Origin of the sequence: Curtobacterium sp. PhB190 (genome assembly GCF_004365385.1) — a bacterium.
Classification (GTDB): domain Bacteria; phylum Actinomycetota; class Actinomycetes; order Actinomycetales; family Microbacteriaceae; genus Curtobacterium.
In genome coordinates, this window is the sequence record NZ_SODN01000002.1 from 85,369 (window position 1) to 104,820 (window position 19,452).

A 19,452-nucleotide genomic window follows, 5' to 3' on the forward strand; every position below is an offset into this window, starting at 1 on the left:
GCAGTCGACAACTCCGCCGACCCGGACGGAGACGTTACACCGAATTGTGACCGTTCACATAGCCGAGGCATGTGTCTGCCGGCGGTACCCCGTGGCCCGCGATCGCTAGGCTCGCCCCATGACCGACCAGGCGCGCATCCTCGTCCTCAACGGACCGAACCTCGACATCCTCGGGCGGCGCGACCCGGAGCAGTACGGCACCGTGACGCTCGCCGAGCTCGAGGCGATCGTGCACACCGAGTCAGCCGTGCACGGGCTGGACGCGGACTTCCGCCAGACGAACCGCGAGGGCGAACTGGTCGAGTGGCTGCACGAGGCCCTCGACGACTTCGCCGCGGTCGTGATCAACCCCGCGGCCTACGCACACACCTCGGTCGCGCTGCACGACGCGGTCGAGGCGCTGTCCGTCCCCGTCGTCGAGGTGCACCTGTCGAACACGTGGAAGCGCGAGCCCTTCCGGCACGTCGACCACGTCGCCACCGCCGCGACCGCGGTCATCGCCGGCGCGGGCGCCGACGGCTACCGCCTGGCCGTCGCGCACGTCGCGTCCCTCATCGCCTGACGCCCGTCACGCCGCACGGGCGTCTCTCGCCCCGCCGAGGTTCCGAGATCTCGGAACCTCGGCGCCGCTGCCGCCTCGGAGTGGAACCTCGGCGTCACGCGGACGGCAAGTCGTGGAACCTGGCGGTCGCACGTCGCGCCCGTCACGCCCGTCACGCGCGCACGTCGCGCCCGACACGCGCGCAAAAGGCGGACGGGAGGCCCGTGGCGGGGCCGCCGCGGGCCTCCCGTCCGCCTCGTTGGAACGTTCCCAACGCGGGCTGGACGCGCTAGGTTCATATGTATGGACAAAGTGCGCATCGGACTCGTCGGCTACGGCATCGGAGGGCGGGCATTCCACCGCCCGTTCCTGCTGGACGCGGCAGGCATCGACCTCGTCGGCGTCGTCGCCCGCTCGGCCGCGAAGCGCGAGCAGCTCGCGACCGACCTGCCCGGCGTCACCGTGCACGACTCCCTCGGTGACCTGATCGCCGCGGGCGTCGACGCCGTCGTCGTCACCACTCCCCCGTCCACCCGGCGCGAACTCGTCCTGCAGGCGATCGCCGCCGGGATCGCCGTCGTCGCGGACAAGCCGTTCACCCCGGACCCGGCCACCGCCCGCGAGATCCGGCAGGCCGCTGCCGACGCCGGCGTCGTGATCACGCCCTTCCACAACCGCCGCTGGGACACCGACCTCACCACCCTCCGGAGCGTGCTGGACGCCGGACGGGTCGGGGCGCCGCTGCGCTTCTGGTCCCGCTTCGACATGGTCGAGCGGCACGGCATCGCGACGGGGATCGGCGGCGGTGTGCTCTCCGACATCGGATCGCACCTGGTCGACCAGGCCGTGTCGTTGTTCGGACCGATCGCCCGGGTGTCCTGCGCGCTCGACGTCCGCGATGCCCGCTCGCTCGGCCGCGACCAGGACGGCCAGATCGACGCCGGCTTCACGCTCGCAGCGACGCACGTGTCCGGCGTCGAGTCCGTCCTGACGTCGAACAAGGCCGGGTGGCTGGGTGCACGGCAGCTCCGCCTCGACGGTGTCGACGGGACGTACGAGGCCACGAGCACCGACGTGCAGGCACAGGCAGCCGTGGCGGGTGCGTCACCTGCCGACGACCGGTCGACCTGGGGAGTCGAGCCCTCGCCCGGGACCCTCACGACGGAGTCCGGCACGATCGACGTCCCGTCGGCGCAGAGCTCCTACACGGACTACTACGAGCGGTTCGCGCGTGCCGTCCGCGGGCTCGGTCCGGTGCCGGTGCCCGTCGACGACGCGGTGCACGTGGTCGAGGTGCTCGACGCGGCGCGCCGGTCGGCGGCGTCGGGCGAGACGGTCACCGTCCCCGCTCCGTAGCGCGTTCTTTCCCACGACATCTGCGATGCGAGGTCGAATCGGGCGTACCTGGTGAGAACTCCAGACCAGGTACGCCCGAATCGACCAGGAACGCGCGGAAGGGCGGCGGCGCCGGGTCAGAAGTCCGCGGGGCGCCGCACGTCGGCCAGGCCGGCGGTGGCGAAGCCCCCGCGGATGATCGGGATCGCCCGGCGCACGGCCTGGTCGATGCGGAGTTCCAGGTCGACGTTGCCGATGTCGTAGCCACCTTCGCGCTTGGTGAAGTCGCGCTCGTTGCCGAACACCCCGATCGGCAGCGTCGTCGACTGGAAGAAGCCGAACAGCGGGCGCATCTGGTGCTCGACGAGCAGGGCGTGACGGTCGCTGCCGCCCGTCGCGGTCAGCAGGACCGGGGTGTCGACGAGGTCGTACTGCCCGATCCAGTCGAAGAACAGCTTGAACGCGCCGGAGTAGGCGGCGCGGAACGCCGGGCTGCCGACGACGAGCACGTCGGCGGCCTCGACGGTCTCGAGTGCCGCCCGGGTGCGCTCGGACATCGCCTCGCGCGACGACGCGGCACCGAGGTCGGCCAGGAGCGGGCCGATCTCGATGGTCTCGGTGCGGGCACCCTCGATCTCCTGCCCGAGGCGCGCCACCGTGGCCGCGACCAGGGTGGACGTCCTCGAGGGGTCCGAAGGGCTACCGCTGACGCCGACGACCAGTTCTCCACTCATGCGGTCGATGCTCACACGCCTGCCACCGAGGCGGTCCGCGTGTGACGACATGTGTCGGGTGCCAGGCCCCCCCCGGGTACCGTCCCTCGGCATGCAGACGTTCTTGCCGTACGCCGACTTCCGGGCCTCTGCCGAGGTCCTCGACGACCGGCGTCTCGGCAAGCAGCGCGTGGAGACCCTGCAGGTGATGCGGGCGCTGACGCTGCCGGGGTACGGCTGGCAGCACCACCCGGTCACCGCGATGTGGCGCGGCTACCGTCCGGCGCTGATGGCGTACCAGGAGGCGACGTGCCGCGTCTGGCTCGACCGCGGGCACGTGGACACCTGCCTGGAGAAGACGCTGCTGGACCTCGGGCGGGTCCCGGAGGACCTGGCGGCGTACGAGCGCGGCGACGTCCCGATCCCGCCGTGGAACGACGACGAGGCCCTGCACGCGTCACACCGCTCGAAGTTGGTGCAGAAGGCGCCGGAGCACTACCGCGCACTGTTCCCGGACGCGCCCGACGACCTCGACTACGTCTGGCCGGGCACGCCGCACGCTCCGGACGGCACGGCCGCAGTCGTCACGCCACCGGGATCCACCGCGCACCGTCGCGGCGCGTGACGACGGCGGAGCGGATCTCGACCACGTCGCGGAGGCCGTGCACGGCCCGGTCGCGCACGACCGCTGCCGTGGCGTCGTCGTCGGACTCGAACCGGACGACCGCGCACGGCACACCGCGCAGCAGGCGGACGTCCTGCGCCTCGACCACGGCGTGCTCGGCGACCAGCCGGGCCGCAGCGGGCAGGACGGCGTCGGGCGCGGTGCCGGCGGCGAGCGCGCCGATCGCCAGGGTCACACGGTACGAGGGCATGCCCCGACGGTAGCGGGAGCGGGAGACACCGGGAGCCCGCCGTGGGCTGCAGGGGAACTGACGTCGTTCAGGGGGTCGACGTCGGCCCACGGCGGGTCGCGGTGTGTGGCGGGACGCGACGACAGGGGGAACGTCGCGCCCCGCTCCGGATGTCGATCAGGGGTATCGGCATCCGGTCTGGGGCACCGGCCGGATCACGGGAGGAGCCGGGCGGTGTCGGACCTCAAGGGTGTTCGGTGTCCTCTCGGTACCGGTCCGTCTCGATCGGTGCGGGCATCGACCGTCGAGCGGCGGCGGGTCGGATCATGGGGAGCAGGGCGCTCCCGACGGTCGCGAGGGCTCCGACGGCGGCGATCAGCCCGAGGGGGGCGGTGCCGAGGTCGTGCTGCGCAGCCAGGGCGAGCGCGACGAGGGTCGCCGGTGCAGGCAGGAGCTGCACCGCTCGGAAGCGGTCGTCCCGTCGTGTCCGGGTCAACATCACGTTTGCCATGTGGACACTCTGGCGCAGATTCCGTGTCCGCATAAGGGGGGACACGACCCCACTCATGGAGTAGAACGTCTAGTACACCCTGGATGCGATGTCTCAGCCCAGAGCGCGGACGGTGGCCACGGCGTCCGCGACCGCTCCGACGACGACCGGTACGTCCTCCGCGGCGAGGGAACCGTCGAAGGTGAGTCGGAGCGCGGTCCGGGCGACCTCGTCCGGGATCCCGAGCGCGGTGAGCACGTGCGACGCCTCGGTGCTGCCGGCGGCGCAGGCGCTGCCCGACGAGGACACGACGTCGCGCTGTTCCAGCTCGAGCAGCACGGTCTCGCCGTTGACCCCGGGGAAGCAGAACGACGCGTGCCCGGGCAGTCGGTGCGCGCGCGACCCGGTCACGAACGCACCGGGGACGGCGGCGAGCACCCCGTCGAGCACGGCGTCACGGACGGTCGTCGCGGCGGCGGCGGAGGCAGCAACACCACCAGAGGCAGCAGCACCGGAGGCAGCAGCACCGCCGGCAGCCACCAGCCCGAGCGCCGTCGCGACCGCCACCGCGCCGGCGACGTCCTCGGTGCCGGAGCGTCGGCCCCGCTCCTGTCCCCCGCCATGCAGCAACGGTTCGACGGGCACCCCCGACCGGACCGCGAGCACACCGGTCCCCTTCGGCGCCCCGAGCTTGTGCCCGGAGAGCGACAGTGCGTCGACGCCCAGGACGTCGAGCCCGACCGGCAGCCACGGCGCGGACTGCACGGCGTCGGTGTGGAAGCGCGCGCCGACCGCGTGGGCCTCGGCGGCGAGCGCCGGGACGTCCTGCACGGTGCCGATCTCGTTGTCGGCGTGCGCGATCGACACGAGGGTCGTGTCCGGCCGGAGCGCCGCGCGCAGCACCGACGGGTCGACCAGGCCGTCCGACGCAACCGGCAGCACCGTGACGTCGAAGCCGTGGAAGCGTGCCAGGTACGCGCAGCTCTCGAGCACGGCCTCGTGCTCGATCGCGCTGGTGACGACGTGGCGTCCGCGTGGGGCGGCGAGCGCGATCCCCTTGACCGCGGTGTTCGCACCCTCGGTCCCACCCGTGGTGAAGACGACCTCGGCCGGTCGGCAGCCGAGCACGCCGGCGACCGTGGCCCGTGCGGCCGCGAGCCCGCGCGCGGCCTCGTCCCCGACACCGTGCGTCGACGACGGGTTGCCGAACACCCCGGTCAGGTACGGCCACATCGCCTCGAGGACCTCGCGGCGGACGGGGGTCGTGGCCGCCCGGTCCAGGTAGAACACGGTCAGGCCCCGGCCGCCACCGCGATGTCGAGCCCGAGGTCGAGCGCCCGGGCCGAGTGGGTGAGCGCCCCGACCGAGATGACGTCGACCCCGGTCGCGGCGATGGCCGCGACGGTGTCGAGTGAAACCCCGCCCGACGCCTCGACGAGCGCGCGACCCGCGACGATGCCGACACCCGTCTGGAGCTCGGCCGGCGTGAAGTTGTCGAGCATGATCGTGTCGACGCCCGCCGCGACGACGGGCTCGATCTGGTCGATGCGGTCCACCTCGACCTCGACGTGCACGGTGTGCCCGAGCCGCTGCCGCGCTGCGGTGATCGCTTCACCGATGCCGATGCCGCCGGCGAGCAGCACGGCCAGGTGGTTGTCCTTGGCCAGCACGGCGTCCGACAGCGACGTGCGGTGGTTGTGGCCGCCGCCGCAGCGCACGGCGTACCGCTCGAGCGCACGGAGGCCGGGCGTGGTCTTCCGGGTGTCGACGATGCGCGCCGAGGTGCCCGCTGCGGCCGCGACGTGGGCCGCGGTGGCGGTGGCGATCCCCGACATGCGCTGCACCAGGTTCAGCGCGACCCGCTCGGCGCGGAGCACCGAACGCGCCGACCCCGTGACGGTGGCGAGCGTGTCGCCGGCGGTGAACGCGGACCCCTCGTCGGCGTGCACGGTCGCCCGGATCGACGGGTCGACCGCGTGCATGACCGCCACGAAGACGGTCCCGCCGCTCAGCACCCCGGGCTCGCGGGCCGCGAGCGTCGCCGTCGCGGTCGCGTCGGCCGGGATGAGCGTCTCGCTGGTGACGTCGCCCCAGGGCGCGTCCTCTTCCAGCGCGGTCTCGATGACGCGGCGGAGGGCGTGCGGCGGGATGGTGCCGGGGTCGATGGTCATGCGGGAACCTCCTGCGGAACGGCGATGTGTCGAGTGACCGTCTCGGCGACCCAGGCGTACGAGGCCGGGGCTGCTGGATCGGTGTCGGGGTGGTCGGTGCGGGCGTGGGCACCGCGGGACTCGGTGCGGGTCTCGGCGGCGAGCGCCACCAGCCGTGCCAGGTCGAGCAGTGCGCGGTCCTCGTGCTCGCGCACGCCGCCGGTGGCGGGCGCGGTGAGCGCGTCGAGGTCGCGCCGGGCGCTCGCCAGTCCGGTCGCGTCACGCAGCAGCCCGACGCGGTCGGTCATGACGGCCTGGACCGCCTGCCGGACGTCACCGACGTCGTCGAGGTGGGTCGCGCCTCCAGGCAGGGCCTGACGGGAGGCGCGGATCACGTCCGCCGCTCGGGGAACGCTGGTCACGCGCAGGTCTGCGTTCCCCCGCAGGCGGAGCAGGCCGGGCCGGGGTCCGGCGACCGCGTCCGCTGCGCGGACCGCGAAGACGAGCCCCTCGAGCAGGGAGTTCGAGGCCAGACGGTTCGCGCCGTGGACCCCGGTGCACGCGGCCTCGCCGATGGCCAGCAGCCCCGGCAGGCTGGTGCGCCCCTCGGCGTCGGTGGCGATGCCGCCCATCGAGTAGTGGGCCGCCGGGGACACCGGCACACCCTGTCGGGTCCAGTCGAAACCGGCCGCACGGGTGGCCCGGGTGAGTCCGGGGAAGCGTCCGGTCAGGAAGTCCGCGCCGAGTCCGGTGGCGTCGAGGAGCACCGGCGCGCCGCCCTGGTCGCGGACGGCGGCGGCGATGCCACGGGCGACGACGTCGCGCGGAGCGAGCTCGGCGTCCGGGTGCACCGACGTCATGAAGCGGCGTCCGCGCGCGTCGCGGAGGACGGCTCCCTCGCCGCGGACGGCCTCGGAGACGAGCCCGCCGTCCGGCACCGCGAGGCGGGTCGGGTGGAACTGGACGAACTCCAGGTCGGCGACCACCGCTCCGGCACGCCACGCGGCGGCCACGCCGTCCCCCGTCGCCACGAGCGGGTTGGTGGTCTCGCGGTACAGGTGTCCCGCTCCCCCGGAGGCGAGCACGACGGCGTCGGCGTCGATCCGTCGTGGTTCGCCGAGCAGGTCGAGGACGTCGATGCCGACGACGGTGCCGTCGCGCACGACCAGGTCGGTGAGGCAGGTGCGCTCGAGGATCGTGACGTGCTGACGGTGCAGCGCGTCGATGAGCGTGCGCTTGATCGCCGCGCCGGTCGCGTCGCCGTCGGCGTGGACCACGCGCCAGCGTCCGTGCGCGGCTTCGCGCCCGCGGGCCAGGTCGTCGCCGTACCGGTCGAGTGCCGACGGGTCGGTCGAGCGGTCGAACGGCACACCGAGGGCGAGCAGGTCGCGGACCCGCGCCGGACCGTCGGTGCAGAGGACCTCGACGGCGCGCGCGTCCGCGCTGCCGGCTGCCGCGACGTGGGTGTCGGCCTGGTGCAGTGCCGGCGAGTCGTCGGCACCGAGCGCCACCGCGACCCCGCCCTGGGCGTACGCGGTGGCGCTGTCGGCGAGCGCGCCCTTCGTCACCAGCGTGACGTCGTGGACGGCGCTGGCACGGATCGCTGCGGTCAGTCCGGCGATGCCGGAGCCGACGATGACGACGTGCACGGTGGTCTCCCTCGGTCGTTCGGGTTCGGGTTCTGGCTCGCGCTTGGGTTCAGCCGCGGGGCTCGGGCTCAGCCGCGGGGCTTGGCCGCGAGCATGCGCTCGAGCGCGACCTTGGCGTCGGCCTGGACCTCGGCGGGCACGACGATCTCGTTGAGCACCTCGCCGCGCACGAGGGCCTCGAGCACCCAGGCGAGGTAGCCCGGGTGGATCCGGTACATCGTCGAGCACGGGCAGACGACCGGGTCGAGGCAGAAGATCGTGTGCTGCGGGTACTCCGCGGCGAGCCGGTTCACCATGTTGATCTCGGTGCCGATCGCGAACGTGGTCGGTTCGGTGGCCGCGGCGACGGTCTTCCGGATCAGGTCGGTGCTGCCGGCGTGGTCGGCGGCGTCGACGACGGCCATCGGGCACTCGGGGTGCACGATGACCTGGACGCCGGGGTGCTCGCGGCGGGCCTGGTCGATCTGGTCGACCGTGAAGCGGCGGTGCACCGAGCAGAAGCCGTGCCAGAGGATGACCTTCGCCGCTTCGAGGTCGCTCTGCTCGTTGCCGCCGAGGGGCTTCCGGGGGTTCCACATCGGCATCAGGTCGGTGCTGATCCCCATGGCCTTGGCGGTGTTGCGACCGAGGTGCTGGTCGGGGAAGAACAGCACGCGCTGCCCGCGCTCGAACGCCCACTCGAGCACCGTCGCGGCGTTCGAGCTGGTGCAGACGATGCCGCCGTTGCGCCCGCAGAACGCCTTGAGGTCGGCGGCGGAGTTCATGTAGGTGACGGGGATGACGGGCACCCGGCCGTCGGCGTCGGGCTCGGTGCCGTAGACGGCGGTCAGCTCGGCCCAGGCGGCCTCGACGCTGTCGATGTCGGCCATGTCCGCCATCGAGCAGCCGGCCGCGAGGTTCGGCAGGATGACGCGCTGGTCGTCGCGGGCCAGGATGTCGGCGGTCTCGGCCATGAAGTGCACACCGCAGAACACGATGGCCTCGGCGTCGGGCTTCGTCAGCGCCGCGTTGGCGAGCTGGAACGAGTCACCGAGGAAGTCCGCGTGCCGGACGACCTCGTCGCGCTGGTAGAAGTGCCCGAGGACGACGACCCGGTCGCCGAGCGTCGCCTTCGCCCGCTCGATGCGCGCGTGCAGCTCGTCGGTCGGCGCGGTCTTGTACTCGTCCGGCAGCACGCCCTGCCGCGGTGCGCTCGTCGGGATGACGTCGGTCATCGACGAGCCCGGGCCGTACCCGGGCCGGGAGTCGAAGTCCCACGTGGGCATGGCGAGGTCGGGCGTGCAGGTGCTGCCGCCGGCCTTGCCGTTCGAGATGAGGTCGATGGTCGTCGCGATGGACACGGTGGTTCCTATCGGTTCTGCGGTCGTGTGCCCTGCTGCAGCGGGCCGTTGTCCGCGTAGGCCAGGTCGGGGTTCGAGCGGTACAGCCGGGCCGGACGGTGCCTGCCCCCGCTCGTGGTCTCGTCGGTCGGCAGGATCGCGTCGGTCTTCTCGACCTGCCGACGGAAGTTCGCGGGGTCGAGCGCACGCCCGAGCACCGCCTCGTACACCCCGCGCAGCTCGGCGAGGGTGAACCGGTCCCCCAGGAAGGCCTGGGCGATGCGGGAGTACGACATCTTGGTGCGGAGCCGCCAGAGCGCGTACTCCACGATCCGGTCGTGGTCGAAGGCGAGCGGCGGGTGCTCGTCGGCGAGGAACCAGCGGACGTTCCAGTCGTCCGGCACGACGTTCGCCTCGTCCGGGTGCACGAGCGCCCAGTACACGATCGACACCACCCGGCTCGGTGAGCGGCCGACGTCGCCGAACGCGTAGAGCTGTTCGAGGTAGCGGGGCTGCACGTTCGTCGTCTCGCGCAGGCGCGCCGCGGCGGAGTCCTCGAGTCCCTCGTCGACGCCGACCCAACCGCCGGGCAGTGCCCACGACCCCTCGAACGGTTCGGCCACCCGGCGCACCAGCGGCATCCACAGCGCCGGCGCCCCGGTGTCGGGGTGCGGGCGCAGCGCGACGATCACGGTCGAGACCGCGACGCGGATGCCTGCTTCGTCCATGGTGGACCTTAATGTCATTCTGACTCGAAGTGTTCGGGTTGCGATGACCCTATCACCGCTTCGCGGTGTGTTGCGCCCGCAGGCGGCTCCGGGTCGTCACGAACCGGAAACAGATCGTCACGAGGCCGAAAACTCCGGGAGGCCCCGCGTGGATACGGTGAGGATCATGACGACGGTGACGAGGATGCATGCCGTGGTGTCGGGGACCGTCCAGGGGGTCGGGTTCCGGTACTGGACGGCACGGAAGGCCGACGGGCTCGACCTCGTCGGGTACGCCAGGAACCTCTGGGACGGCACCGTCGAGGTCGAGGCCGAGGGGCCGTCGGTCGCGGTCGAGACGCTGATGGAGTGCCTGCGGAGCGGGCCACCGTCCGCCACCGTGACGGACGTCGAGTTCCGGCCGGTCGTGCCGCACGGCGACGCCGACGGCTTCGCGATCCTGCACTGACCCGGTCGCACCGACCGTTCACGTGCGGATGTCGGTGCGGAGCGGAATAATCGAATCCACTCAGGCGGTTGCCCTGTCTGCGCGTTCTGCGCCACCTCGTTCCACCAGTCGTGATCCACCAGGAGCTCCCGCATGACCCAGGCCGTCGATTCCGCCCCCCGCACGGGAAGCGTCTCGCAACCGACCGCTGCCGAGACCCGTCTCGTGATCGGGCTGCTGCTCGTCTCCGCGTTCGTCGTCATCCTCAACGAGACGATCATGGGCGTGGCGCTGCCGCGGCTCATGGACGACCTCGACATCAGTGCGGCGACCGGGCAGTGGCTGACCACGGGCTTCCTGCTCACCATGGCGGTCGTCATCCCGATCACCGGGTTCCTGCTGCAGCGGTTCAACACCCGCCCCGTCTTCGTCTGGGCGATGGGCCTGTTCTCGGCCGGCACCCTGATCGCCCTGCTCGCACCCGGGTTCACGCTGCTGCTCGTCGGCCGCATCGTCCAGGCCAGCGGCACCGCGATCATGATGCCGCTCCTGATGACGACGGTGCTCACCCTCGTCGACCCGGCCCACCGCGGCCGCATCATGGGCAACATCTCGATCGTCATCTCGGTCGCGCCGGCCATCGGCCCGACGATCTCCGGGCTCATCCTCAACGCGTTCTCGTGGCGCTGGCTGTTCGGCTTCGTCCTGCCGATCGCGATCGCCGCGCTCATCCTCGGCATGGTGAAGGTCCGCAACGTCTCGACGCCCCGCCGGGCACCGCTCGACGTCGTCTCGGTGATCCTGTCCGCGTTCGCGTTCGGTGGGATCGTCTACGGCCTGTCCAGCATCGGCGAGGCCGGCACGACCGGCCTGTTCGTCCCGGTCACCGCGCTCGTCGTCGGTGCCGTCGCCCTGACGGTCTTCATCCTCCGTCAGACCCGACTGCAGCGCACCGACAGCGCCCTGCTCGACCTGCGCACCTTCCAGACCCGCGGCTTCACCGTCCCGATCGTCGCGATGGCGCTGAGCTTCATGGCGATGTTCGGCACGCTCATCCTGCTGCCGATCTACCTGGAGCGCGTCCTCGGGCTCGAGGTCCTGAACGTCGGACTGCTGCTGCTCCCCGGCGGGCTGCTCATGGGGCTCCTCTCCCCCATCGTCGGACGCATCTACGACCGTCGCGGACCGCGCGTGCTGCTCATCCCCGGCTCGATCATCGTCAGCGCGGTGCTCTGGGCGCTCTCCACGGTCGGCGTGGACACCAGCGTGTGGTTCGTCCTCGGGGCGCACGTCGTGCTGAGCATCGGCCTGGCACTCACGTTCACCCCGCTGTTCACGGCGGCGCTCGGTGGCCTGCCGCCGAAGCTCTACTCGCACGGCAGCGCGGTCCTCGGCACGGCGCAGCAGCTCGCCGGAGCCGCCGGCACCGCCCTGTTCGTCACCCTGCTCACGATCGGCGCCGCCACGGCAGCGACCGGCGCGGGTGCGGACGCCGTGGCCGCTGCGACCGCCTCCGGTGTGAAGACCGCGTTCATGGTCGGCGCGGTGATCTCGCTGTTCGGCATCCTGGCATCGGTCTTCGTCACCCGTCCGGCGGTGCCCGAGGGCGCGCCGACGCCCCCGCCCGCGCACTGACCGCGGTGCCGCCCACGGGTCCACGTGGCATCGTGGGCGGCATGCGGTCGACGGCGAGCGAACTGAACTGGTCCGGCACGGTCACGTACACGGCCGAGCAGGTGCTCCGACCGGGCTCGATCGACGAAGCAGCCGAGGTCGTCGCACGCTCCCCGCGGGTGCACGGGCTCGGCACCCGGCACTCGTTCAACGACTCCGCCGACGCCCCGGGGGTCCTGCTCGACCTGACCGCGATCCCCACCGACCTGGTCGTCGACCCCGAGCGGCGGACGGCGACCCTGGGAGCCGGTACCCGCTACGGAGTCGTCGCTCCCGACCTCGACCGCGCCGGGTTCGCGCTGCACAACATGGGCTCGCTCCCGCACATCTCCGTCGGCGGCGCGGTCGCCACCGGCACCCACGGCTCCGGCACCGCCCTCGGCTCGCTGACCACCGCGGTCCGGTCCCTCGAACTGCTCGGCCCCGACGGTTCGCTCCGGACCGTCGACCGCACCGACCCGGCGTTCCCCGGCACGGTCCTGCACCTCGGGCTGTTCGGCATCGTGACCCGGGTCACGCTCGACCTCGAACCCACGTACCGGATGCGGCAGGACTCGTACGGGCCGTTCCCGTGGAGCACGTTCACCGACCACGTCGCCGCAGTCCACGCAGCCGGGTACTCGGTGTGCGCCTACACGGTCTTCGGCGACGAGATCAGCGAGGCGCTCGTGAAGTCCCGGCTGCCCGACGGCGCCGACGACACCGCCGTGCCGGACGACCTGTTCGGCGCTCCCCGGCTGCCCGGCTCCCCCGGCGACGGCCACCACACGGCGCGCGACGGCTCGGTGGGCCCCTGGTGGGACCGGCTGCCGCACTTCCCCATCGAGTCCGTGCCGAGCCACGGGTCCGAGGTGCAGAGCGAGCACTTCGTCCCGCTCCGGCACGCGGCGGCGGCGCTCGACGCCCTGCGCGGGCTGGCCGACCGCATCCAGCCGCACCTGCACGTGTGCGAGCTCCGGACGATGGCGGCCGACGACCTCTGGCTGAGCCCGACCCAGGGCGAGGACGTGCTCTGCATCGCGTTCACCTGGCAGAAGCACCCGGAGGCGGTCGCCGCGCTGCTGCCCGACCTCGAGGCGCGGCTCGCTCCGTTCGACGGGCGACCGCACTGGGGCAAGATGAGCTCGCTCGACGGCGACGCGATCGCGGAGCTGTACCCGAGGGTGGCGGACGTCCGTGAGCTGATCGCACGAGCCGACCCGGACCGGACGTTCGCATCCGCGTTCGGCGAGCGGGTGCTGCGGGCCTGACCCGCGCCTCCAGTCCGACGCCCCCGCGCCCCGCGCACCCGCGCATCCGCGCACCTGCGCCCCGGAACCAGGTTCCGGACACAGCACCACGCGATCGCGCAGTTCCGTGTCCGGAACCTGGTTCCGCGGGCCCTTGCCGACCTTGCCGACCGTGCCGACCTCGCGTCCGGGAGGCCCGGTGCCGGTCCGCAGCGCGCGTCAGCGCAGGCGGGTGACCACCTTCGCACCCCCGTCCCAGTGCCGGAGACCGCCCACGGTGAGCACCTCGGGCAGGGGCCCGTCCGCAGCGAGGACCCGGAGCGCGGCCGGCAGGTCGACGTCGCGGATCCGCCGAGCGAGGGTGACGTGCGGTGCCCACCGACCGGGCAGCGACGAATCGACCGAGCCCGGAGCGGCGGCGTCGACCGCGCGGTGGAAACAGGCCAGTGGCTCGTCGACGACCACGCCGAGGCCGAGCACGTGCCGACCGGGGCCGGCGGGGAAGAGCAGGACACCGGCGACGCGCAGGGTCTCGGGCACCGCGACGTCGAGGTCCGGCGGGACGGGAACGGCCTCGCCGGCCACGAGGGTGACGTGCGGGTCGTTCGTGCCCGAGTGGCCGAGGCTCGGCAGCTCCGCGGCGACGAGGGTCTGCCAGAGTGCCCGGACCGCCGCGTCCGAGGGGCCGTCGAGGACGAGTTCGATGCTGCGCACGTACCGAGTGAACCAACGCACCCCGTGACGGCGATGTAACACGGCGGAACGGAACTCGCACCGGGGACCCGCTCCCGTCACACTCGACTCCACGCCGCGGACCACCGCGGCTCCCCCGCACAGCACGGCCCACGAGGAGCACCAGCATGTCCGCAGCCCCCGCACTGCCCGAGAAGCCGAAGGGCAAGCGCCCGATCGGCTGGATCATCGCCGCCGTCATCGTCGTCGTGGCGATCGTCGTCGCCGTCATCGTCGGAGTCGTGCGCTCCGGTGGCGACAGCGGTGGCGCTGCCGCCGGTGACGCTGCGCCGAAGACCGTCACGATCGGTGTCTCGGACAAGTCGCTGCCCTACTGGAACACCTACGTGAAGGCCGCCAAGGAGCAGCTCAACGTCACCGTGAAGCTCCAGAACTTCTCGGACTACTCGCTGCCGAACCCTGCGCTCAAGGACAAGCAGATCGACATCAACCAGTTCCAGCACATCCAGTACCTGGCGAACTACAACGTCACCTCGGACGACGACCTGCAGCCGATCGGCGCGACGGCCGTCTACCCGCTGCCGCTGTACTCGACGAAGGTCTCCGACGTCGCGGACTTCGAGGACGGTGCGAAGGTCGCGATCCCGAACGACGCCATCAACGAGGCCCGTGCGCTCCTGGTCCTGCAGGCCGCTGACCTGCTCGAGCTCAAGGACGGCGGCAACGCCTTCTCGACCACGGCCGACATCACCTCGCACAAGGTCGACGTGCAGACGCTCGACGCCTCGCAGACCGCGAACGCCCTGCAGCAGGGCTCCGTCGAGGGCGCGATCGTCAACGTGAACTACGCCACCTCGGCCGGGCTCGACACCAAGGACGCGATCTTCCAGGACGACCCGAAGAGCGCCTCGGCTGCCCCGTACGTGAACGTCTTCGCCGTCCGCGACGCCGACAAGACCAACAAGACGTACCTCGACCTGGCGAAGCTGTTCCAGGACGACGCCGTGCAGAAGGTCTTCGCGAAGGACTACCCGGACGCCGTCCCGAGCGACGAGAGCGCCGCCTCGCTGCAGAAGGAGCTCACCACGGTCGAGTCCGACGCGAAGGCGGCAGCGGAGTAGTGCCGGTCCTCGTCGAACTCCGCGGCGTCTCGAAGCACTACCGCCGCGCCGACACCGGCGAGACCGTGGTGGCCGTCGAGGACGTCTCCCTGGACGTGCACCAGGGAGAGGTCCTCGGCGTCATCGGGTACTCCGGTGCGGGCAAGTCCACCCTGGTCCGTCTGGTGAACGCCCTCGAGCTCCCCAGCTCCGGGACCGTCACCGTGGCGGGCAAGGAACTGACGGCGATCCCCGAGCGGGATCGCCGTCTGGCGCGTCGCAACATCGGGATGATCTTCCAGCAGTTCAACCTGTTCCGGTCCCGCACCATCGCCGGCAACGTCGCGTACCCGCTCAAGGTCGCCGGTGTGCCGAAGGACGAGCGGGACCGTCGCGTGGCCGAGCTGCTCGACTTCGTCGGGCTCCTCGAGCGCGCCCACGCCTACCCGGAGCAGCTGTCCGGCGGTCAGAAGCAGCGCGTCGGCATCGCGCGGGCCCTCGCGGCGTCGCCCGACCTGCTGCTCGCCGACGAGGCCACCAGCGCCCTCGACCCGGAGACCACGTCCGAGGTGCTCGGGCTGCTCCGCCGGGTGAACAAGGAGCTCGGCGTGACGATCATCGTCATCACGCACGAGATGGACGCCGTCCGGCAGATCGCCGACCGCGTCGCCGTGATGGAGCAGGGACGCGTCGTCGAGGTCGGGGACGTCTACGACGTGTTCTCCGCGCCGAAGACGGGCGCTGCGCAGCGGTTCGTCCGCACCGCGCTGCACGACCGCCCCTCGGTCGACACGCTCGCTCGCCTGCGCGAACGCCACCCCGGTCGTCTGCTGACCGTGCAGATCACCGACGAGGCCGGGCTGCAGAACCGGATCGACGCGGTGTTCCGCTCCGCTGGGGTCACCGCCGAGCTCGTCTACGGCGGGGTCGGCGAGATCCGCGAGCGCCGGATCGGTTCGCTCACGTACGAGCTGACGGCCGGCGGGGTCGCCGACGCCGGTGCTGGTGCTGGTGCTGGTGCTGGTGCACCGGACGCCATCGATCGCGCCGTCGCCGCCCTGCGCGCCGACGGCGTCACGACCGACGAGGAGGCAGCAGCGTGAACAACTCGTTCCAGAGCGTGATCGACACGTTCGACGTCTTCCTCGCCGCGATGCGCGACACCATCGTCATGTCGCTCGTGTCGCTCGTGATCGCCGGCGTCATCGGGCTCGCCCTCGGGCTGCTGCTCTACGCGACCCGTCCGGGCAACCTGCTCGGCAACCGCACCGCGTACACGATCATCAACGTCGTCGTGAACCTGGTCCGGCCGATCCCGTTCGTGATCTTCCTCGCCGCGATCGCCCCGCTGTCGCGCGTCGTGGTGCAGACCACGATCGGCGTGCCCGCGGTGACCTTCGCGATCTCGTTGGCAGCGGCCTTCGCGGTGTCGCGCATCGTCGAGCAGAACCTGCTCGCGGTCGACCCCGGCGTCGTCGAGGCGGCTCGCGCATCGGGTGCGCACCCGATCTCGATCCTGCTGACCGTCCTGATCCCCGAGGGCCTCGGGCCGCTCATCCTCGGCTACACGTTCATCTACATCGGCATCGTCGACATGACGGCGCAGGGAGCGTTGATCGGTGGCGGTGGACTCGGTGAGTACGCGATCACCTACGGATCGCAGCGGTACGACTGGTGGATCGTCTACGTGTCGGTCGCGGCGATCGTCGTCATCGTGCAGCTCGGCCAGTTCGTCGGCAACCGGCTGGCGCGCGCGACCCTGCGTCGCTGACGGGTCGCGACTCCCCGCTCACGTCCGCCGAGTGGTCACGACGTGTCGCTCGGCGGAACGCTGGCCGACAGTTCGTGACCACGCGACGGCGGGCGCGGCGCGTTTCGCCGCCTCGCCACGTGCTGTGGCCGCAACCGCCTGGAGGCCCGGTGCCGGTACACGAGACCGGCACCGGGCCTCCAGTGCGTTGCCGGCTCCACCGGCGCGCCCAACGTCGCCCGCCGAGCAGTCACGACTTCCCGCCGTCGCCCGCGGAGTGGTCACGACGTGTCGTCTGCCGGACCGCCGGCCGACACTTGCTGACCAGTCGACGACATGCCCGCGGGTCAGGCGGCCGGGGACTCCACGGTCTCGATCGTGCCGGTCGCGCCGGGGTGCTCGTAGTGCGCGCGCACCAGGATCGGACGGTGGTCGGAGATGCCCGCCGGCAGGGTCTCGACGCCGGCGATGTGCAGCCCGACGCTCGTCGCGAAGTCGAAGTGGCCCGTGAACTTGCGGTACCGCAGGTACGTCGGCTGGTCGGACAGCGACAGTGCGAACCCGCCCTGCTCGATCTTCCGACGCAGGTTCGTCTGGAACCAGGGGTAGTTGAAGTCGCCGACCATGACCGCGGGGACGTCCTTCGCGAGCTCGCGGAGGAACTGGTGCGCCGCCTCGATCTGCTTGCGGCGCAGGGAGTTCGTCGCGGTCAGCGGTGAGGCGTGGAACGAGGCGACGACGACCTCGGCGTCGGCCTCGGTGTCGCGCAGGTGCATCGCGATGAGCCGTTCGTGCGCGGGTGCGAGGACCCGGTCGTGCAGGGACTTCTGCAGCGAGTGGATGCTGAAGTCCTGCACCTCGAAGCGGTCGTCGCGCTTGTAGATGGCGAGCCCGAGGCGGTTCGTGCGGGTCGACGCGGCGAGCGAGAGCCCACCGATCGACGGGGCCAGGTCGTTGCTGTCGCACTCCTGCACGCAGAGGACGTCGGCGTCGGAGGCCTCGGCCAGGGCGGCGAGTTCACCGTTCGCGGTGTGCTCCCGGAGGTTGTAGCTGACGACCCGGAGGGCAGTGGGCGGCACGCCTGCGTCGGTGGCGATCGTGCTCTGCTGTTCTGGCGCGGCCATGCTGCCTTCCTGTCCGGGTGGTCCGGGTCACCCTGCCGCGGCAACCGTACTCGGCGTTCGCAAACGGATGCTGAGACTGTAACGCCTGTCGGGTTTCGCGCGTGTGACCGTGACGGAAACGGACAGTCGCGGGCCGCGCGCAGGGCTGCGTGGAACCGCCCGGGTCAGGCGCGGACCCGGCGGGCGGGTCGGACGGTGTCCCCCGCTGTGCGGCTCATCAGGATGCCCTCGACGCACGCGACGGCGAGCAGCGCCGCGATGACCCAGAACGCGACGGAGTACGGGCCGTCGCCACCGAGCCCGCCGGCCGCGCGGATCACGACCGCGGCGACGGCGACGCCGAACCCGGCGGCGGTCTGCTGCAGCGTCGACGAGAGCGTGTTGGCCGGGGTCATGTCGGCCTGCTCGACGTCGGCGAAGGCGATGGTGTTGTACGCCGTGAAGCCGACGGAGCGGGCGGCGCCGCTGACGACGAGCAGGACCGCGAGCAGCCAGAACGGGGTGTCCTCGGTCATGAACGCCATCGCGACGACGGTCAGCGCCGCGATCGCACTCGACACGATGATCACCGGGCGGTAGCCGAACCAGCGCAGGAACGGCGTCGTCATCGGCTTGATGCCGAGGTTGCCGACGAAGACCCACAGCACGGCGGACCCGGCGAGCACGGCGCTCCAGCCCCAGGCGTCCTGGAACAGCAGTGGGAGCACGAACGGCACCGCGGAGACCGCGAGGCGGAACAGGCTGCCGCCGGCGTGCGACACCCGGAACGTCTCGAGCCGGAACGCCTCGAGCCCCATGATCGGGTGCGGTGCCCGGCGGAAGTGCCGGATCGCGAACCAGCAGCAGACGGCGCCGACGACACCGGACACCACGACGGCCAGGACCGGGATGACGTCGAGGGCGAGCAGCGACGCCATCACGACGAGCGACCCGAGGCCGAAGCACGCGAGCAGCGACCCGAACCAGTCGAACGGCACACGCTGCGCGGCGCGCTCCTGCGGGACGAGCACGAGCGCGGCGACGAACGCGATGACGCCGAGCGGGATGTTGATCAGGAAGATCCAGTGCCACGTCAGGGTGTCGACGAGCACGCCGCCGATGAACGGGGCGATGATCGGCGCGGCGAGGGCGGGCCAGGTGAGGATCGCGATGGCCGTGACGAGCTGCTCGCGACCGGCGCTCCGGAGCACCACGAGCCGGCCGACGGGCACCATCAGCGCACCGCCGAGCCCTTGCAGGATGCGCCAGAGCGTCAGGTCGACGAGGCCGGTCGACATCGCGCAGAGCGCCGATGCGATCGTGAAGAGCGCGATCGCGCCAGCGAAGACGGTGCGGGACCCGATCCGGTCGGTGAGCCAGCCCGAGACGGGGATGAACACCGCCAGGGTGACCAGGTACGCGGTGATCGCGACGCCCACCGCGGCCGAGTCGACGCCGAGGTCGCGTCCCATCGCGGGCGCTGCGGTCGCCAGGATCGTGCCGTCGAGGAGCTCCATGAAGAAGGTCCCCGCCACGAGCACGGCGACCGCCGTGCTGCCCGTCCGCCGTCTGGGTGTCGTCATCGTCGTCGCCATGTCGCGTCAAAGGCTATGCCCGGTGCCGGGTCGCGGGGGGATCGTGTCAGGAGGTTCCGCGATCGTGTTATGCATTGCAGAATGATGCGCACCAGTGCGTTG

19 protein-coding genes and 1 tRNA gene are annotated in these 19,452 nt (G+C 71.9%); 9 read left to right on the forward strand and 11 right to left on the reverse strand.

The genetic code is table 11. The annotated features are described in order from the left end of the window. The first annotated feature begins 118 nt into the window (after positions 1–118). Positions 119–562 carry a type II 3-dehydroquinate dehydratase gene (aroQ, locus tag EDF47_RS03140; protein ID WP_111084329.1) on the forward strand — a complete coding sequence of 148 codons (444 nt, stop codon included), beginning with the start codon at positions 119–121 and terminating at the stop codon, positions 560–562. 282 nt (positions 563–844) lie between these two features. Beyond that, positions 845–1,897: a Gfo/Idh/MocA family oxidoreductase gene (locus EDF47_RS03145; protein WP_133937875.1), complete on the forward strand. Its 1,053-nt coding sequence runs from the start codon at positions 845–847 to the stop codon at positions 1,895–1,897. A gap of 116 nt (positions 1,898–2,013) precedes the next feature. On the opposite strand, the gene EDF47_RS03150 is transcribed toward EDF47_RS03145, so the two are convergent. Beyond that, a complete protein-coding gene (locus EDF47_RS03150; RefSeq protein ID WP_165901113.1) occupies positions 2,014–2,610 on the reverse strand; it encodes an NAD(P)H-dependent oxidoreductase in 597 nt (198 codons plus the stop codon). A gap of 91 nt (positions 2,611–2,701) precedes the next feature. Here EDF47_RS03150 and EDF47_RS03155 point away from each other — a divergent pair, with 91 nt between their 5' ends. Then, positions 2,702–3,214 (forward strand): MSMEG_6728 family protein, encoded by a 513-nt coding sequence (locus EDF47_RS03155; protein ID WP_133937877.1) that lies wholly within the window; start codon positions 2,702–2,704, stop codon positions 3,212–3,214. A gap of 69 nt (positions 3,215–3,283) precedes the next feature. On the opposite strand, the gene EDF47_RS19705 is transcribed toward EDF47_RS03155, so the two are convergent. From EDF47_RS19705 to EDF47_RS03190, 7 genes are all read right to left on the reverse strand, one after another. After that, positions 3,284–3,365: transfer RNA gene (locus EDF47_RS19705), tRNA-Ser, on the reverse strand. A gap of 322 nt (positions 3,366–3,687) precedes the next feature. After that, the gene (locus tag EDF47_RS03165) at positions 3,688–3,954 is read right to left on the reverse strand and encodes a hypothetical protein (RefSeq protein WP_123938580.1); all 267 of its coding nucleotides are present in this window, start codon (positions 3,952–3,954) and stop codon (positions 3,688–3,690) included. A 93-nt stretch (positions 3,955–4,047) separates the two neighbouring features. Further along, positions 4,048–5,223 (reverse strand): cysteine desulfurase family protein, encoded by a 1,176-nt coding sequence (locus EDF47_RS03170; protein ID WP_131879359.1) that lies wholly within the window; start codon positions 5,221–5,223, stop codon positions 4,048–4,050. A 2-nt stretch (positions 5,224–5,225) separates the two neighbouring features. Then, positions 5,226–6,104 carry a carboxylating nicotinate-nucleotide diphosphorylase gene (gene nadC, locus EDF47_RS03175; RefSeq protein ID WP_133937879.1) on the reverse strand — a complete coding sequence of 293 codons (879 nt, stop codon included), beginning with the start codon at positions 6,102–6,104 and terminating at the stop codon, positions 5,226–5,228. Next, positions 6,101–7,732 (reverse strand): L-aspartate oxidase, encoded by a 1,632-nt coding sequence (nadB, locus tag EDF47_RS03180; RefSeq protein WP_133937881.1) that lies wholly within the window; start codon positions 7,730–7,732, stop codon positions 6,101–6,103. The genes nadC and nadB overlap by 4 nt, the downstream gene beginning before the upstream one ends. Positions 7,733–7,800: 68 nt before the next feature. After that, complete coding sequence (gene nadA, locus EDF47_RS03185; RefSeq protein ID WP_131879365.1) at positions 7,801–9,072, reverse strand: quinolinate synthase NadA; 1,272 nt, start codon at positions 9,070–9,072, stop codon at positions 7,801–7,803. 8 nt (positions 9,073–9,080) lie between these two features. Then, complete coding sequence (locus tag EDF47_RS03190; protein ID WP_111084339.1) at positions 9,081–9,779, reverse strand: NUDIX domain-containing protein; 699 nt, start codon at positions 9,777–9,779, stop codon at positions 9,081–9,083. A 166-nt stretch (positions 9,780–9,945) separates the two neighbouring features. On the opposite strand from EDF47_RS03190, the gene EDF47_RS03195 reads away from it, so the two are divergent. From EDF47_RS03195 to EDF47_RS03205, 3 genes are all read left to right on the forward strand, one after another. Next, positions 9,946–10,227, forward strand: a complete 282-nt coding sequence (locus EDF47_RS03195) for an acylphosphatase (RefSeq protein WP_228504877.1) — start codon at positions 9,946–9,948, stop codon at positions 10,225–10,227. Positions 10,228–10,359: 132 nt separating this feature from the next. Beyond that, complete coding sequence (locus tag EDF47_RS03200) at positions 10,360–11,841, forward strand: MDR family MFS transporter (RefSeq protein ID WP_131879367.1); 1,482 nt, start codon at positions 10,360–10,362, stop codon at positions 11,839–11,841. A gap of 41 nt (positions 11,842–11,882) precedes the next feature. Beyond that, the gene (locus tag EDF47_RS03205; RefSeq protein ID WP_131879369.1) at positions 11,883–13,130 is read left to right on the forward strand and encodes an FAD-binding protein; all 1,248 of its coding nucleotides are present in this window, start codon (positions 11,883–11,885) and stop codon (positions 13,128–13,130) included. A gap of 198 nt (positions 13,131–13,328) precedes the next feature. Here EDF47_RS03205 and EDF47_RS03210 read toward each other — a convergent pair whose 3' ends face one another. Then, the gene (locus EDF47_RS03210; RefSeq protein WP_133937883.1) at positions 13,329–13,823 is read right to left on the reverse strand and encodes a 2'-5' RNA ligase family protein; all 495 of its coding nucleotides are present in this window, start codon (positions 13,821–13,823) and stop codon (positions 13,329–13,331) included. A gap of 146 nt (positions 13,824–13,969) precedes the next feature. Here EDF47_RS03210 and EDF47_RS03215 point away from each other — a divergent pair, with 146 nt between their 5' ends. Genes EDF47_RS03215 through EDF47_RS03225 form a run of 3 tightly spaced genes read left to right on the forward strand, consistent with a single transcriptional unit; the run spans position 13,970 to position 16,673 of the window. Continuing rightward, positions 13,970–14,923: a MetQ/NlpA family ABC transporter substrate-binding protein gene (locus EDF47_RS03215; protein ID WP_123672400.1), complete on the forward strand. Its 954-nt coding sequence runs from the start codon at positions 13,970–13,972 to the stop codon at positions 14,921–14,923. Further along, positions 14,923–16,005 carry a methionine ABC transporter ATP-binding protein gene (locus tag EDF47_RS03220; protein ID WP_133937885.1) on the forward strand — a complete coding sequence of 361 codons (1,083 nt, stop codon included), beginning with the start codon at positions 14,923–14,925 and terminating at the stop codon, positions 16,003–16,005. Before EDF47_RS03215 ends, EDF47_RS03220 begins: the two co-directional genes overlap by 1 nt. 50 nt (positions 16,006–16,055) lie before the next feature. Further along, the gene (locus tag EDF47_RS03225; protein WP_111084480.1) at positions 16,056–16,673 is read left to right on the forward strand and encodes an ABC transporter permease subunit; all 618 of its coding nucleotides are present in this window, start codon (positions 16,056–16,058) and stop codon (positions 16,671–16,673) included. Between the two features lie 326 nt (positions 16,674–16,999). Here EDF47_RS03225 and EDF47_RS03230 read toward each other — a convergent pair whose 3' ends face one another. Both EDF47_RS03230 and EDF47_RS03235 read right to left on the reverse strand, forming a co-directional pair. Next, on the reverse strand, positions 17,000–17,776 hold the full coding sequence (locus EDF47_RS03230) for an endonuclease/exonuclease/phosphatase family protein (RefSeq protein WP_111084345.1): 777 nt from the start codon (positions 17,774–17,776) through the stop codon (positions 17,000–17,002). A gap of 164 nt (positions 17,777–17,940) precedes the next feature. Further along, positions 17,941–19,338, reverse strand: a complete 1,398-nt coding sequence (locus tag EDF47_RS03235; RefSeq protein WP_123938771.1) for an MFS transporter — start codon at positions 19,336–19,338, stop codon at positions 17,941–17,943. Between the last annotated feature and the right edge of the window lie 114 nt (positions 19,339–19,452).